Source organism: Pseudomonas monteilii NBRC 103158 = DSM 14164 (assembly GCF_000730605.1).
GTDB lineage: Bacteria > Pseudomonadota > Gammaproteobacteria > Pseudomonadales > Pseudomonadaceae > Aquipseudomonas > Aquipseudomonas monteilii.
Map to the genome: position 1 here is coordinate 13,368 of NZ_BBIS01000052.1, position 13,718 is coordinate 27,085.

15 protein-coding genes and 2 pseudogenes are annotated in these 13,718 nt (G+C 58.0%); 7 read left to right on the forward strand and 10 right to left on the reverse strand.

Going from position 1 to position 13,718, the window contains the following annotated elements:
- Positions 1-18 precede the first annotated feature (18 nt).
- Together PM2_RS24280 and PM2_RS24285 are read left to right on the forward strand one after the other, a co-directional pair.
- The gene (locus PM2_RS24280) at positions 19-357 is read left to right on the forward strand and encodes a putative quinol monooxygenase (RefSeq protein WP_004574290.1); all 339 of its coding nucleotides are present in this window, start codon (positions 19-21) and stop codon (positions 355-357) included.
- Entirely contained in the window at positions 354-1,322 is a 969-nt protein-coding gene (locus PM2_RS24285) for a GTP 3',8-cyclase MoaA (RefSeq protein ID WP_028699795.1), read from the forward strand. The genes PM2_RS24280 and PM2_RS24285 overlap by 4 nt, the downstream gene beginning before the upstream one ends.
- Here PM2_RS24285 and PM2_RS24290 read toward each other — a convergent pair.
- The 6 genes and pseudogenes from PM2_RS24290 to PM2_RS24315 all read right to left on the reverse strand — a co-directional run bounded on the left by PM2_RS24290 (position 1,300) and on the right by PM2_RS24315 (position 6,401).
- Positions 1,300-1,899 carry a nucleotidyltransferase family protein gene (locus PM2_RS24290; protein WP_028699796.1) on the reverse strand — a complete coding sequence of 200 codons (600 nt, stop codon included), beginning with the start codon at positions 1,897-1,899 and terminating at the stop codon, positions 1,300-1,302. The genes PM2_RS24285 and PM2_RS24290 overlap by 23 nt on opposite strands.
- A 282-nt stretch (positions 1,900-2,181) precedes the next feature.
- Positions 2,182-2,487 carry an ArsR/SmtB family transcription factor gene (locus tag PM2_RS24295; RefSeq protein WP_010953420.1) on the reverse strand — a complete coding sequence of 102 codons (306 nt, stop codon included), beginning with the start codon at positions 2,485-2,487 and terminating at the stop codon, positions 2,182-2,184.
- Positions 2,488-2,625: 138 nt separating this feature from the next.
- The gene (locus tag PM2_RS24300) at positions 2,626-3,609 is read right to left on the reverse strand and encodes an LLM class oxidoreductase (RefSeq protein WP_028699797.1); all 984 of its coding nucleotides are present in this window, start codon (positions 3,607-3,609) and stop codon (positions 2,626-2,628) included.
- Between the two features lie 66 nt (positions 3,610-3,675).
- Entirely contained in the window at positions 3,676-4,800 is a 1,125-nt protein-coding gene (locus PM2_RS24305) for an alkene reductase (RefSeq protein WP_028699798.1), read from the reverse strand.
- A gap of 453 nt (positions 4,801-5,253) precedes the next feature.
- A pseudogene (locus PM2_RS31635) lies at positions 5,254-5,379 on the reverse strand (hypothetical protein); the annotation flags it as partial.
- A gap of 107 nt (positions 5,380-5,486) precedes the next feature.
- The gene (locus tag PM2_RS24315) at positions 5,487-6,401 is read right to left on the reverse strand and encodes a LysR family transcriptional regulator (RefSeq protein ID WP_028699799.1); all 915 of its coding nucleotides are present in this window, start codon (positions 6,399-6,401) and stop codon (positions 5,487-5,489) included.
- 143 nt (positions 6,402-6,544) lie between these two features.
- On the opposite strand from PM2_RS24315, the gene PM2_RS24320 reads away from it, so the two are divergent.
- The 3 genes from PM2_RS24320 (at position 6,545) to PM2_RS24330 (ending at position 8,742) form a co-directional block, all read left to right on the forward strand.
- Positions 6,545-7,288, forward strand: coding sequence for an SDR family oxidoreductase (locus PM2_RS24320; protein WP_028699800.1), 744 nt, complete (start codon positions 6,545-6,547; stop codon positions 7,286-7,288).
- Between the two features lie 120 nt (positions 7,289-7,408).
- Positions 7,409-7,573, forward strand: a complete 165-nt coding sequence (locus tag PM2_RS24325; RefSeq protein ID WP_231098875.1) for a metal-sensing transcriptional repressor — start codon at positions 7,409-7,411, stop codon at positions 7,571-7,573.
- 56 nt (positions 7,574-7,629) lie between these two features.
- The gene (locus PM2_RS24330) at positions 7,630-8,742 is read left to right on the forward strand and encodes an S-(hydroxymethyl)glutathione dehydrogenase/class III alcohol dehydrogenase (protein ID WP_426761253.1); all 1,113 of its coding nucleotides are present in this window, start codon (positions 7,630-7,632) and stop codon (positions 8,740-8,742) included.
- 274 nt (positions 8,743-9,016) lie between these two features.
- Here the strand turns inward: PM2_RS24330 and PM2_RS24335 are convergent, their stop codons facing one another.
- Positions 9,017-10,030 (reverse strand): GlxA family transcriptional regulator, encoded by a 1,014-nt coding sequence (locus PM2_RS24335; protein WP_028699802.1) that lies wholly within the window; start codon positions 10,028-10,030, stop codon positions 9,017-9,019.
- Positions 10,031-10,093: 63 nt separating this feature from the next.
- On the opposite strand from PM2_RS24335, the gene PM2_RS24340 reads away from it, so the two are divergent.
- The gene (locus tag PM2_RS24340) at positions 10,094-10,396 is read left to right on the forward strand and encodes a putative quinol monooxygenase (RefSeq protein ID WP_028699803.1); all 303 of its coding nucleotides are present in this window, start codon (positions 10,094-10,096) and stop codon (positions 10,394-10,396) included.
- 620 nt (positions 10,397-11,016) lie between these two features.
- On the opposite strand, the gene PM2_RS31400 is transcribed toward PM2_RS24340, so the two are convergent.
- Positions 11,017-11,214, reverse strand: coding sequence for a hypothetical protein (locus tag PM2_RS31400; protein ID WP_013970891.1), 198 nt, complete (start codon positions 11,212-11,214; stop codon positions 11,017-11,019).
- A 176-nt stretch (positions 11,215-11,390) separates the two neighbouring features.
- Positions 11,391-12,287: a LysR family transcriptional regulator gene (locus PM2_RS24350; RefSeq protein WP_013970892.1), complete on the reverse strand. Its 897-nt coding sequence runs from the start codon at positions 12,285-12,287 to the stop codon at positions 11,391-11,393.
- A 140-nt stretch (positions 12,288-12,427) separates the two neighbouring features.
- Here PM2_RS24350 and PM2_RS24355 point away from each other — a divergent pair, with 140 nt between their 5' ends.
- A complete protein-coding gene (locus PM2_RS24355) occupies positions 12,428-13,417 on the forward strand; it encodes a zinc-dependent alcohol dehydrogenase family protein (protein WP_028699804.1) in 990 nt (329 codons plus the stop codon).
- A gap of 115 nt (positions 13,418-13,532) precedes the next feature.
- On the opposite strand, the pseudogene PM2_RS31640 reads toward PM2_RS24355, so the two are convergent.
- A pseudogene (locus tag PM2_RS31640) lies at positions 13,533-13,685 on the reverse strand (integrase); the annotation flags it as partial.
- Between the last annotated feature and the right edge of the window lie 33 nt (positions 13,686-13,718).

A 13,718-nucleotide genomic window follows, 5' to 3' on the forward strand; every position in this document is an offset into this window, starting at 1 on the left:
ACCGAGGAACCCATCAGCATGAGTCAAGCCATACGCGTTGTAGCGATACTGACAGCCAAGGCAGGCAAAGAGTCGCAGGTCGAGCAGATTCTGCGCGCCTGTGTGCAGCCATCGCGCGCCGAAGACGGCTGCCTGTCTTACGTCCTGAATCGCTGTATTGAACAGGCCGGGCGTTTTGTCTTCGTCGAGCGCTGGGCCAGCCATGAGGCGATAGCGCGCCATCGGCAGATGCCACATTACACGGCCATGGCCAATGCCTTGGGCGAGCTGCTAAGCGATCGTCAGGTTTATGTGCTTGAAGCGCTGGCGGAGGACATCGAACCCGCCATTGATCCCCGTACGGGCGTTGTCGGGTGATAGTTGATCGACATGGTCGGCGTTTTCGCAAACTTCGTCTGAGCCTGACTGCCGCATGCAATTACGCCTGCACCTACTGTGTGGCCGATGGCCGTCGCTTGGTGGCCGCACGCGATGAGCTGACGGCCGCGTCGATGCTGCGTGCCGTCGAGTTGCTCAGGGATGTTGCAGGGGTTGAGGAACTGCGCATTACCGGCGGCGAGCCGCTGCTGAGTGACCGGCTGGAGCCCTTTCTGCAGGGCATAGGTAAGCTGGCGTTGCAGGACATTAGCCTGACCACCAATGGCCAGTTGCTGGCCGGCAAACTGCCGTTATTGCGCAGCGCCGGCATCCAGCGGCTCAATGTGTCCCTCGATACGCTCGACCCGAGTGCCTTCCGCACGATCGCCAAGGGCGGCGACCTGCAGACGGTGCTCAACGGCATTGAGCAGGCGCGCCAAGCCGGCATGAGCATCAAGATCAACATGGTGCCGATGCGTGGTAGCAACCTCGATCAAGTTTTGCCCATGTTGGCGTTCTGCCTTCAGCAGGGCTACGAGTTGCGTTTTATCGAACTTATGCGCATGGGCCATCTGGCCCAGCATGCACAGGCTTTTCGTACCCAGTTCGTCGGCCAGCGCGAGCTGCTGGAGCTTATCGGCGAGCGTTATGCCTTCACCCAGGCTGAGGCGCCGGTAGACTCCACCGCGCTGCGTTATAGCGTTGGCGAGCGCGGGGCGTTCGGCATCATTGCCAACGAAAGCGCGCCCTTTTGCCGGAGCTGCAGCCGTCTGCGCCTGTCGTCTACCGGCAGGTTATACGGATGCTTGTCATCCAATCGCGGGCACTTTATGGGCACGCTGTTGGATCTGCCGACTGAGCAGGCACAGCCGCAGCTGACCGCGTTGCTCGGCCGTGCGCTGGCGGACAAGCAGGACGCTACGTTTACCGGCAGCGCGCTGATTATGAAATCGGTGGGTGGCTGAGGTCGTCCGGCCTGTCGACGTCCCGCAGAATGCCGTGGTCATCGAGCGTCACGGCAATCACCTGTTGCGCATGGCTGGCGATCAAACCCTTGGCCCCATTCTCGCCTTGCAGTTGCATCAGCTCCGGCCAGAAGCGCCGGCCGAACAACACCGGGTGGCCGCGCTGGCCCTCGCAGTAAGCCACGACGATATGTTCAGCGTCGGCCTGCGCTCGCAGTTGCCGCAGGGTGGCGGCAGAAATCCACGGCATATCTCCAAGCAGCACCGCCACCGCAGTGGCCTGCGAGTGTGCCAGGCTCTGGATGCCGGCAGCCAGGCTTGAGCCCATGCCCTGTTTGGCGTGGGCCGCACGTACCAGCTGAACGCCAGGCGGAATAGCCAGGGCCTGGGCATCGTCCTCGGCTTTTAGCACGACTCGAACATCGCTGAAGGCTTCTTGCGTGCGCAGCACTGTTGCGCGTAGCAGGCTGTTGCCGTCGGCCAGCTTGGCGCAGCGTTTGTCGCTGCCGAAGCGCTGCCCGGTGCCGGCGGCGAGTACCGGGCCGATACACTCAGGGTTGTGGCGCGGTTCTGTCATGTTGAAATTCTATGCTGCCCCCTAAAGAAGGTTGGCCGTAGAAGAGCACTTGAAGGGCTTCGCGTCCCTCTCTGGAATGTGCTCTCTTTTGCGTATACAGCCCCTGGTTTCAGCGTTGTCAAGTGGCAGTTTTGCTATAGGAGCGATTTTTCCGCGCACCGCATCACTGGTAATGCTTTTCGATCACTCGAAGCTTCGGATGATCTGATCGTTATTTGGTCAGATTGCTGTTTTTGACATCGGCAAAGACTGAAATCAGTCAGAAATACAAGGGTTGCAGCCCTAGATTCTTTCTTGCAGCGCCTTGAAGAAGGCATCGATATTCCCATCGTGGCGTTTGTAGTAGGTCCAGGGGCCGATCCGCTGCGATGTCACCAATTGCGCGCGCTGTAGAGCTGCGAGATAAAGCGATGTCGTTGACTGCGAGAGGCCCGTGCGCTCTTGGATGATACTGACGCACACACCTACCGTTTCTGGGTCGACCTCCTGCTCAGGAAAGACTGTCCTGGGATCCTTGAGCCAATTGAGGATGGCAAGGCGCATCGGGTTCGCCAATGCTTTCAGGGCTTCGTTGACGTCAATAGTCATGAATTTTTTGATACCTGTTTTTTACGATATCTAGATATCTTCCTGGTTCGCGCATCAAATTGGAAGGCTTCGCCGTGATCTCTGCGCGCCTGCCCGTCGCAATGACTGGCTGGTCTGGACTGGAATCCTATTGTCCTGTCAGGTAGAACTATCGGGCACCTGTGCGCCGAATTGCGGGACGATATGCTTGCCAATTTCCTCGATAACCTCTGCTGCGGGGCGTTTACCATACTTGAGGTTCAGGATGACGTGATCTACACCGATTTCCTGAAGTGTATCCAGCAAGGTCCGAAGGTGGTTACGTCCTAGTCGGAATCCTAGATGGATATGCGAGGGCGGCGTGGATGGGTGTTCGTCCAGGTTGATATAAAGCGATTGCAAGAACGGCTTGTAGATAGTGTCACACTGTTTAACTATTTCCTGTCTCCAATCCTCCACGATCAGTCGCTGTATTTTTGGCGGACGTGGATAGTTGATCCATCCATGGCTTTCACGTGCGATCCAATCGAGCGGCTGGCGGCTGTGTCCGGTTACGAATAGCGGTATTTCCCGAGTCGTAGGTTTGGGAACGAGGTCGGCCCCCAGTAACTCGCCGTGACTCCAGCGAATGGGCTCGAAGTGTGTTCGATGGGCTTGGCGTATCACATTGAAGTTTTCTTGAAAGGTCTCGCCACGCTTTTCTGGATCAATGCTGAATGCGGGAAACTCCACGGGACGATCGCCAGAGGCTACTCCCAGGAGCAAGCGACCTCCGCTCAACTGATCAATGCTCGCTGCGGCCTTTGCCGTGTGCAAGGGATTACGCAAAGTAAGGGCGATGGAGGCGGTGCCTAGTGCGATTTTTGTTGTATGGGCTGCGATGTAGCCCAGATACACCCAAGGGTCGAAAACCTGGCCGACATCACCGAAGCTTGGGTCCCTGAGCGGGACGTCGCGAAACCAGAGCGCCGAAAAACCAAGTGCCTCTGCACGTTTGGCCAGCGCGACCTGATCCAGCATGCGCGGTGTGTCACCCTCGAAAGCCTCCAGGGGAAAGAACAGCCCAAGGCTTAGATGACCCTGCCTGAAGGTCCGTTTGAATCCCCTATGCTCTTGGTAGGGGATCGTGCTCGGTTGGTACATGCTTAACTTCCTCGGTCAGCAAACGCTGAGCCACGCCCCTGAGTTATGGGGCGTGGCATTGAGCGTTTAGGATTTGTAAGTCGGGTAGTCGGTGTAGCCCTTATCGGTACCGCCGTACATGCTGCTTGGATCAACTGGGTTAAGCGGCCAGTTGTTGGCGATACGAGCGGGCAGGTCGGGGTTCGCAATGAAGGGGCGACCAAAAGCGATCAGGTCGCCCCAGCCAGCTTTTATCACGCGATTTCCTCGTTCAGCGGTGTACTTGCCGGCATAGAGAATCTTGCCGCTGAAGGACTTACGAACATCTTCCCGGAACGTCTCAGGCAGCTCGGGGGCGTTTTCCCAATCGGCTTCGGCGAGCGACAGGTAGGCAATGCCCACTTCCTCGAGGATCTTCACGGCCTCGATGTAGGTTTGATGAGGATCATCTTCGACCAGACCAAGGTAGACGCGGTCTTCGTCTGTGGTCGCGAACAGCGGGGCGAAGCGAACGCCAACGCGCTCCTTGCCGACAACACCAGCAACGGCGAGGGTGATTTCGCGCAGGAAGCGAAGACGGTTCTGCAGCGAACCGCCATATTCATCATCACGCTGGTTGGTATGGGCCGAAATGAACTGGTTTACCAGGTACCCGTTCGCGCAGTGAAGCTCCACCCCGTCAAAACCTGCGTCCAAAGCATTTCGGGCTGCTTGGGCGTAGAGCGCAACCAGTTCCTTTACCTCCGCGGTGGACAGAGCTCGTGGGGTCGAAGGGTCGGTCAGTGTACCCGTGCCGGGGCCAGTTTCGATGAACACCTTGACGTTGTCCGCGCGGATGGCTGATGGCGCGATGGGCGCTTCACCACCGGGTTGCAGCGATGTGTGCGACACGCGACCCACATGCCAAAGCTGAGCAAAGATGACCCCCCCTTCGGCGTGAACAGCGTCGGTGACCTTACGCCAGCCTTGTATCTGTTCCGGGCTATGAATGCCGGGTGTCCAGGCATAACCCTGTCCTCGGGGTTCGATCTGTGTGCCCTCGGTCACCATGAAGCCAGCACCGCTGCGCTGACGGTAATACGTGGCCATCAGGTCGTTCGCAATATTGCCGGGTTGGGAGCTGCGTGAACGCGTCAGTGGCGGCAGAACGATACGGTTCTTGAGGGTGTATGGGCCCAGCTGAGTGGTTTTGAAAAGTTCTGATTGTGCCATTTTGTTTACCTGCATATCTAAAATAGTCGATGTCATGGGTCAAAAAATATGGATCAACGAGGTCGGAAGAGTCCGAGCGGTCCAGGTCACGAAGGCGCGCTGTGCGCCCTGCACCGCGCGGGCGACGTCGGCAGCTGTGGCGTTGATAATGTCGAGGGCTTCACCGTATTCGTCCGAAACTCACTGGTTGTCAATAAACAGGCCGTAGCTGCTGTCGGGAAGGTGATTCGGATGGGTATCGCTGGAATCTTTCATGGGACTACCTCCTGGGGTTTCTAGCGCGGTTATCGGTAGGCTATTCTCGATATTCATATATGTCAATATATTAATATTGATGCCGGCACGTACGCATGGTTCCACGCCCTTGCAGCTCACTTCTGGATCAGCTGGGAGCGCGCCGTGCTTCGCGCCAGGGTTGCCTATGCAGCCAGCTCCCTTGATTTTTTCATCAAGGAGGCTGGTTGCATCGACGAACACATCGACCACCCGCACCGGGTTGGTGTCCGCGACGTAGTCATCCAGGCTCTCGGGCAGCAGCGTGCTTTGGCCTCGATGTACTCCCTGGATAAAGCGCTTCATGGGCCGCCCCTGCTGAGTCTGAATCCTTCAAATCACAGCAAGGTCGATGCCAACGTTTTTACACAGCCTGGGCCAATAGCGGACGATTGGCTGGCAGGTATGCATCGCTATGTCCCCAGGCCTTGGGGAAATAGCTCGGGGTTTGAGAAAGCCTGCTTAAGATGGTCGTACACCAATCGCACCCGCTTCGATACAGGACCCTGCTGCGGGCGGTATATGAACAGATCCCATGGTGCTGGAGCGTGATCAGCCAAAACGGCAACCAGCTTTCCTGACCGCAGATGAGGCTCAGCCAGATAGGCAGGAATTTGGCCAAAACACATGCCTGCCAGGGTGGCTTCCAATTCCGTATCTGGATCATCACAGATAAGCGCTGGCTGCCTGGGCGTGAATGTTTGCCCGTCGGCAAATAGCCAAGGCCAAGGGCGACCATTTTTCTGGTCGATCAGGACTGAAAGTGGCAGCTGAGCCAAGGCATCCAGAGATCCAGGTATTGCCTTTTGCTCTATTAGCGCCGGGCTTGCGACAACGTAAAACGGCACGGGAGCTAAGGCCCGTGCGACGTAGCGCCGGTCGCGAATAACACCCACCCTGATGCCAATATCGATATGCGCCTCAACGGCATCGGTCATCTGATCTTCCAGGCGGAGATCGAATTGCAGGTCTGGATGTGCTGCGGCCAAGGGCTGAAGAAACGGTATTAAGAAGCGCCTGCCAATAGCATGTGGAGCCGTGATCCCCACCCTCCCTGACAGCTCAGGTTCCATCCTGTGCGACCGGAATAGCGTGTCGAAATGCTCCAGAGCTGATCTGGCATCTTTGGCGTAATCCTGACCGAAAGCAGTGATGCTCACCTGGCGGGTATTACGGTGAAACAGCGATTCGCCAAGCTCCGTTTCCAGGGCTTGAATGGCTCGGGTAACCCCTTGCGGGGAGATACCTAATCGGGTTGCCGCTTCGCGGAAGCTACCTGCCTCTGCTGCTGTGCAAAAAATCCTGACCATCTCCATGCGGTTAAGCATGTTGCCCTCCCATTTATTCCATATTCAGGAATAGCTTAATCCAATCATTTCCATTTATTGAGATCAATCATGGGGCTAAGGTTTGTGCACTGCCAGGTTAACCAGCCATGGCGAAGTACAAACCCGCCGATGAGGTTCTCAACATGAGCAATAACATTTCTGGAAAAGTTGTCGTTATCACCGGCGCCAGCAGTGGCTTGGGTGAAGCGACTGCACGCCACCTTGCTGCGCTTGGCGCGCGCGTAGTGCTGGCCGCACGCCGCAAAGATAAACTCGACGCATTGGTGACTGAGCTGACCAATGCAGGTGGTCAGGCAATCGCGTATCAGACCGATGTCACCTCTCAGGAAGAGGTCAAAACGCTCATTCAAGGTGCCGTGGACACCTACGGGCGCATAGATGTACTGGTCAACAATGCCGGGCTGATGGCGATTGCACCGCTCAGTGATGCTCGCACTGACGAGTGGGATCGCATGATCGACATCAACATCAAGGGGCTGCTGTACGGAGTCGCGGCTGCATTGCCGGTCTTCCAGAAACAAAACAGTGGCCACTTCATCAACATCGCATCGGTTGCAGGCCTGAAGGTATTCAGCCCTGGCGGCACGGTGTACAGCGGCACCAAGTTTGCTGTGAGGGCCATCTCCGAAGGACTGCGTCACGAAGTCGGTGGCAGCATTCGCACCACGACTATCGAACCGGGTGCCGTGGACTCCGAGTTGAAATTCGGCAGTTCCCACCAGCAGAGCCGCGACTTCGTGGTGGACTTCTACAAGCAAGCAATTCCCGCCGAATCCGTCGCACGGGCTATCGCCTTTGCGATTGAACAGCCTGCTGACGTGGATGTTAACGAGATCGTTCTGCGCCCAACCGTGCAGGAATTCTAATGAGTTGAGGGCCTGTCGCTTCGGCGTCAGGCCCCGCTTATCTGGAGTGAAAAGCGGTGAGTGCCACATGGCCCGGAAGAAAAGAAGCAAGCGCTCGATGCAGGTGCTGAATGCCCTGCAATTCTTCAGCAGCTTGCAGCTGTTCGTGGGGCTGACAACGGATTGATGGCAACGGTTATGGAGAGCTATCTACGGGAAGAGTTTCCCAGTAGCGAAATCAGGAGCGATTCGCAGAACAAGTCCATTGACGAGACCATCTCCATCGTCCGCTCCTACCTGCGGTAGAGGCACCAGGGTGCCCTCGGTGAGGGAAAGTTTAGTTAGCTAGTAAAGGAAGCGACATCATGAAATCACGTGCAGCAGTTGCCTTCGGGCCTGGAAAGCCACTGGAAATCGTCGAGATCGACGTCGAGCCGCCGCGCAAGGGCGAGGTGCTTGTCAGGATCACGAATACCGGCGTTTGCCATACCGACGCCTTCACCCTGTCGGGCGAGGACCCGGAAGGCGTGTTCCCGGCGGTGCTGGGCCATGAGGGCGCCGGCATCGTGGTCGAGGTCGGCGAGGGCGTGACCTCGGTCAAGCCGGGTGACCACGTGATCCCGCTGTACACCGCCGAGTGCGGTGAGTGCCTGTTCTGCAAGAGCGGCAAGACCAACCTGTGCGTGGCGGTGCGCGCCACCCAGGGCAAGGGCGTGATGCCCGATGGCACCACCCGCTTCAGCTACAACGGCCAGCCGATCTACCACTATATGGGCTGCTCGACCTTCAGCGAATACACGGTGGTGGCCGAAGTCTCGCTGGCCAAGATCAACCCGGACGCCAATCCCGAGCATGTCTGCCTGCTGGGCTGCGGCGTGACCACCGGCATCGGCGCCGTGCACAACACGGCCAAGGTGCAGCCGGGCGACTCGGTGGCCATCTTCGGCCTCGGCGGCATCGGTCTCGCTGCGATTCAGGGGGCACGCCAGGCCAAAGCGGGTCGCATCATCGCCATCGATACCAATCCGGCGAAGTTCGATCTGGCTCGTACCTTCGGCGCGACCGAATGCCTCAATCCGAAGGACTTCGACAAGCCGATTCACGAGGTTCTGATCGAGATGACCGGCTGGGGTGTCGATCACACCTTCGAGTGCATCGGCAACGTCGACGTGATGCGTTCGGCTCTGGAAGCTGCCCACCGTGGCTGGGGCCAGTCGATCGTCATCGGCGTGGCTGGTGCTGGCAAGGAAATTTCGACCCGCCCGTTCCAGTTGGTCACCGGTCGCACCTGGAAGGGGTCGGCTTTCGGCGGGGTCAAGGGGCGCACCCAACTCCCGGGCATGGTGGAAGACGCAATGAAAGGCGAGATCGATCTCGCCCCGTTCGTCACCCACACCATGGGCCTCGACGACATCAACAAGGCCTTCGACCTGATGCATGAAGGCAAGTCGATTCGCACGGTGATCCACTACTGACCGCCCACTTGTGCAGCAGAATTTCCCGCAGCTTCGACCAATGCTCATCGCTGAGCAGTAATCGGGGCATTGCAAGCTCGTATCGATGTTGGGTCAGAGCTTCAACGATACGGGCTTGCTCTTATAAATCAATGGGTTAGCGCGAAATGGCAACAGACCCTAGCAAACCAGTTCAAATAACGTGGCGCAGTAGTTTTGTCAGGTCCAAATGCGCCGTTTGGCCTGCGTCAGTTTCCCGGCGGTCTCCAGCTGTACATACACCAAACGCCTCTGGTCATCCACCGCGTCGCAACTCCCTGACACCTCTGCCCAGCTTGCGGCGCAACAGGGCCCGCAGGGTCACCCCATCCGAGTACCCGACCTGTGCGGCGACTTGGTCGACGCTCGCGTTTCCGGTGCGCAAGAGATGGACGGCATGCTCCACGCGCAGGTCCTGAAAATACGACAGGGGTGTCTTGCCCAAAACGCTTTGCAGCCGCCGCGCCAAGGTGCGCTCGCTTGTGCCCGCGGCGCTGGCCGCCTCGGCCAGGGAGAACCCCTTCGCGAGCTGACTTCTGGCCCAGCACTCGAAGCGCTCCACCATCGGGTCGGTATGCGCAAGGTGGTCGGGAATCACGAACTCGGCTTGCGAACTGCGTGCCTCGACCAGCAGATAGCGTGCCACCAGGGCCGCCAGCGCCGGACTGCGCTCCCGGATGATGCGCAAGGCCAGGTCGACGTGGGCCAAAGCGGCACCAGCGGTGGTGAAGCGTGTCGAGTTCACGATCATGCGTGACTCGTCCAGCTTGACGTTCGGATAGCGCTGCCGAAACATCGGCCCCAGCCACCATGACGTCGTCGCACGATGCCCATCAAGCAGGCCGCTCTCTGCAAGCAAGAAGCTACCGGAGCAAGCGGCACCTAGGTGCGCGCCAGCGGTGGACCACTGCTGTAGCGCCGCGACCGCGTCGGGCACGTCGGGGCGTGTGAGCCGAGCCGAGAGCGTGTCAGGCATCTTGTCGCCAAACGCGGGCACGAGCACGACGTCTGGTTTCGGCACACTACGCGCAGGGACCACGGGGACCGTCAAGCCTTGCGCAGTTCGGATGCGATGCCGCACGCCCACCAGCGTGAGCTCTATGTGCGCGGGAGTCTGTGGCAGCGAGCCCGCCATCGCATTGGCCAAGCCCACTGTGTCGGTGAGCGCCGCAAGCCCCAGATCAAACACGCCATCACAAACAAGGATGTGGAGTTTCATGGCAACAATGATATCAATGTTGTCATTATTGTCTATAGAGATGGCTGTCATGACGACTTAGACTGCAGGCTCATTGATCCATTCACCTAACCCATTCACCCAAAGGATTACAGTATGACCAAGCTCGCCCTGTTTGTTCGCCTCGAAGCCAAACCCGGCCAGGAGGCTGCGCTTGCCGACTTCCTGGCCAGCGCACTGCCGCTCGCCAACGCCGAGTCCGGCACCACTGCCTGGTTCGCATTGAAGTTTGGCCCTTCGACGTTCGGTGTGTTCGATGCCTTTGCCGATGAGGCAGGTCGCCAAGCACATCTGAACGGCCAGATCGCCGCGGCCTTGATGACCAACGCCGCGACCTTGCTCAGTTCTCCGCCCAATATCGAGAAGGTCGAACTGCTTGCAGCCAAACTGCCTGCATGACAACCCGGCCTTGACCCAATCAGGTCGCGCTGCAGGATGGGGGGGCACAAGCTCTACGCAGCGTCCCCCCCCCCTCGATTGCACTTGCCCAGGGAGCTACCTTCCACAGCGACGGGGGGCAATATTGCAGCCAGAACTTCCAAGCTGCGTCAGCAAGCAGGGGCAACATCAGGGCTGGCTGTGATGTTCCGATTCGTCGGGTAGTTATCGAGAAGTACCGACTGTTTGCAACGTGTCGGTATCGAGAGCCGTCTGGGCGAGCCAGATTTCCGGCCCATTGGAAGTCCGCAGTCCGCAAGCGCGGATCGATCGAGCGATTTGTTGAAAATCAACGACCTAGCATCGGGTCGTTCGGGCTAGTGAGGGTTTCTGGGGGGGCGTACCGATTCGAACTCCTGCAGGGGCTCGGTGGGGTGGAACCCTGCGCCAAACCTATGTAACTCAGCGCCTTGCGACCGCTGCAAACTCCTGCGGAAAGGTGCGGAATCCGGACCTTGATGCCCGCAATCCTACCAGTTCTGCCCTGGTCGGGTCACCAACCGAGCGCATCAGACAGGGCGCCAGTTCTATTCCCGTTTGGGAATTGAACCCGCGTCAGCATCCACTCATCCGACGTTCGATCAGGCGGTGACGAACCGCTCCCGAAATGCTCGCCGGACCTGGTCGTAAGGCACAGGGCTGGTGGCGTGCGGGACCAGCGCGCTTCTGTCGCCGATGAGGTCGTTGATCCGGTAGGTGCAGTTTCCGGAGGGGTGCAGCATGCCGGCAATCACCCGGTCGGGATTCAGAACCCGCTCCTGGATCAGGCGTTCCAGCACGCTCTGGACCTACGGCCCCAAGCCAACGAACATGGCATCTTTCAGTTCTTCGACTTCCGCCGCGAAGTGCTACAGCAGGTACTTCCTCAGCAAGGGGTGCTTGGTCATATCCGGTGAGCCACGGTAATCGTCGTCCTTTACGAATACCGGATAGCGCAGACATTGATTTTCGTGCGTTAGAGAGGGCCTCGCTGCCCAAAAGCCTCACGCGCAAACTCCAAGAAGCTGCGCAGCTTTGGAGTCATTCTTCGGTCAGGGGCATAGAGGATGTGCATTGCGGTATTCGGCACCGGGTACTGCGGCAACAGACGCACCAGTGTCCCATCGCGCAGTGCATCGCTAACCAACTCTATCGGCTGTAGAACCACGCCTAGACCAGCTACAGCCGCTGCCAGCAGTGGATCACCTTGATTGATCGTTAATTTGCTTGTAATAGGAACATCTATACGCCCCTCCGGGCTGTCGAAGCTCCAGTGTGAGCGGCCATCAGAATAGGTAAACCCCAGACATTCCTGCTGCTGTAGATCCCACGGATTGATGATGGGAGGGCGACGTGCAAGATAGGACGGCGCAGCGCATAAAACCATCTGATAGGGCTCCAGTGGCAATGCCTTCAACCCACTGCTCGCCAGCTCGCCGATGCGAAATACCACGTCGTAACCATCATCAACGATATCGACCAGTTCGTTCGATAACGTTAGGTCAACAGACACCTGAGGATACCGAACCATGTATTCCAGCAGGCGTGGCGAAAGCGTGCGGATTCCGAACGTGACCGGCGCGTTGATGCGAAGGCGGCCGCTTGGTGTGCCCCGAGTGAGGGCAGCAAGGCTCTCGGCAGACTGCATGTCTGCAAGGATCAGTTTTGCTCGCGGGTAGAACGCCCTGCCGAAGTCGGTGAGGCTTTGCCTGCGCGTAGTCCGGTGCAGCAGGGAAACACCCAGATGTTGTTCGAGCATTTTCACCTGTTTCCCTACCAATTGAGGGGACAGATTCAGGTCGTCCGCAGCGGCGCTGAATGAACCCAGCTCAACTGTTTTGACGAACGTGGCCATCTGGGTCAGGCGATCCATTATAAACACTCTGTTTCTAGTAATACGCCATCGTAGGCCTTTATCTAGCGCCAACCAATGACTAAATTTTTGTCACCTTTCGAGTGCCCGGATACCTTCCGGATGTACGTCGAGGCCCATTGATAAACGAGGTATTTATGATGGCACGCATTGTCAGAATTCATGAATACGGTGACGCCAGCGTTCTGAAGCTGGAAGATCTGGAAGTATCGGCACCAGCAGCAAACGAGGTGAAAATTAGTGTTAAAGCTTTTGGCTTGAACCGAGCCGAAGTGATGTTCCGCAATCACGCATACCTACAAGAAGCGGAGTTCCCCAGCCGCTTAGGCTACGAGGCCGCAGGCATCGTAACGGCAGTTGGGAGCGACGTAACCGAGATCACGATTGGTGACTCGGTCGCTCTGATCCCACCTCTGGATATTGCTCGCTGGGGCACCTACGGCGAGTTGGCCAATGTACCGGCCCACCTGGTGGTAAAGAGCCCTGAGAACTTGTCCTTTGAAGAGGCTGCGGCGTCTTGGATGCAGTACGTCACCGCCTGGGGGGGATTGATTGAACAGGCGAAGCTACGTCAGGGCGATTTTGTCATCGTTACCGCCGCGTCAAGCAGTGTTGGCTTGGCCGCCTTCCAAATGGCTCGTATGGTCGGCGCCACATCGATTGCGATCACTCGAACTCACGCGAAGAAGCAAGCCCTACTTGATGCAGGCGCTGCGCATGTCATCGTCAGCGATGAAGAGGATATCGTCGAGCGTGTTATGACGATAACTGCCGGTCAAGGCGCTCGCGTTGTATTCGATCCTGTAGGCGGGCCGTCCTTGGAACCTCTCACGCAGAGCATGGCGCGGGGCGGAATTTTGCTGGAGTACGGCGCACTTAGCTCTGAACCGACACCATTCCCACTGTTTACCGTGCTGGGCAAAAGCCTGACTTTGAAGGGCTATCTCTACGCAGAGATTGTGGCCGACCCTGAAGCCCTGGAGAGAGCAAAGGCTTTTATTCTGCAAGGGTTGGAGTCCGGTGCGTTGCGCCCGATCATCGCCAAGACATTCACACTTAGCGACATCCAGGATGCCCATCGTTTCCTTGAAGCCAATCAGCAGATCGGCAAGATCGTGGTAACTGTCTGACCAGCAATTATGGGGCTGAGAGCGTAATCCTTCGGCCCCGATTCAAGCCAGCCCTGATGACCGCTTTTGGCCGGTTTCTGCCTGTTGTTACCGGCTGCTTTGGGCTTGCTGTGGGTCACTTCTTGCTCGTGCAGAACTTGGCCCATTCCGCCATCAGTGCACTGCGCTTCTCCAGAAGGTCGGAGCGCGAATAGGCCGCCTCGGTCTGGTCGCGTTCATCATGGGCAAGCGCAAGCTCACAAACCTCTCTCGGGTAGTTGGTGCATTCGGGTGAAAGCGCCAGCCGATGTTTTCGTAATCA

What these genes read in the sequence shown, in the direction of transcription:
- PM2_RS24305 (WP_028699798.1), bottom strand. Translation starts at nt 4,800, where the DNA reads ATGGCACAATCAGAACTTTTCAAAACCACTCAGCTGGGCCCATACACC.
- PM2_RS24320 (WP_028699800.1), top strand. Translation starts at nt 6,545, where the DNA reads ATGAGCAATAACATTTCTGGAAAAGTTGTCGTTATCACCGGCGCCAGC.
- PM2_RS24350 (WP_013970892.1), bottom strand. Translation starts at nt 12,287, where the DNA reads ATGGATCGCCTGACCCAGATGGCCACGTTCGTCAAAACAGTTGAGCTG.
- PM2_RS24340 (WP_028699803.1), top strand. Translation starts at nt 10,094, where the DNA reads ATGACCAAGCTCGCCCTGTTTGTTCGCCTCGAAGCCAAACCCGGCCAG.
- PM2_RS24295 (WP_010953420.1), bottom strand. Translation starts at nt 2,487, where the DNA reads ATGACTATTGACGTCAACGAAGCCCTGAAAGCATTGGCGAACCCGATG.
- PM2_RS24315 (WP_028699799.1), bottom strand. Translation starts at nt 6,401, where the DNA reads ATGCTTAACCGCATGGAGATGGTCAGGATTTTTTGCACAGCAGCAGAG.
- PM2_RS24355 (WP_028699804.1), top strand. Translation starts at nt 12,428, where the DNA reads ATGGCACGCATTGTCAGAATTCATGAATACGGTGACGCCAGCGTTCTG.
- PM2_RS24335 (WP_028699802.1), bottom strand. Translation starts at nt 10,030, where the DNA reads ATGACAGCCATCTCTATAGACAATAATGACAACATTGATATCATTGTT.
- PM2_RS24280 (WP_004574290.1), top strand. Translation starts at nt 19, where the DNA reads ATGAGTCAAGCCATACGCGTTGTAGCGATACTGACAGCCAAGGCAGGC.
- PM2_RS24300 (WP_028699797.1), bottom strand. Translation starts at nt 3,609, where the DNA reads ATGTACCAACCGAGCACGATCCCCTACCAAGAGCATAGGGGATTCAAA.
- PM2_RS24290 (WP_028699796.1), bottom strand. Translation starts at nt 1,899, where the DNA reads ATGACAGAACCGCGCCACAACCCTGAGTGTATCGGCCCGGTACTCGCC.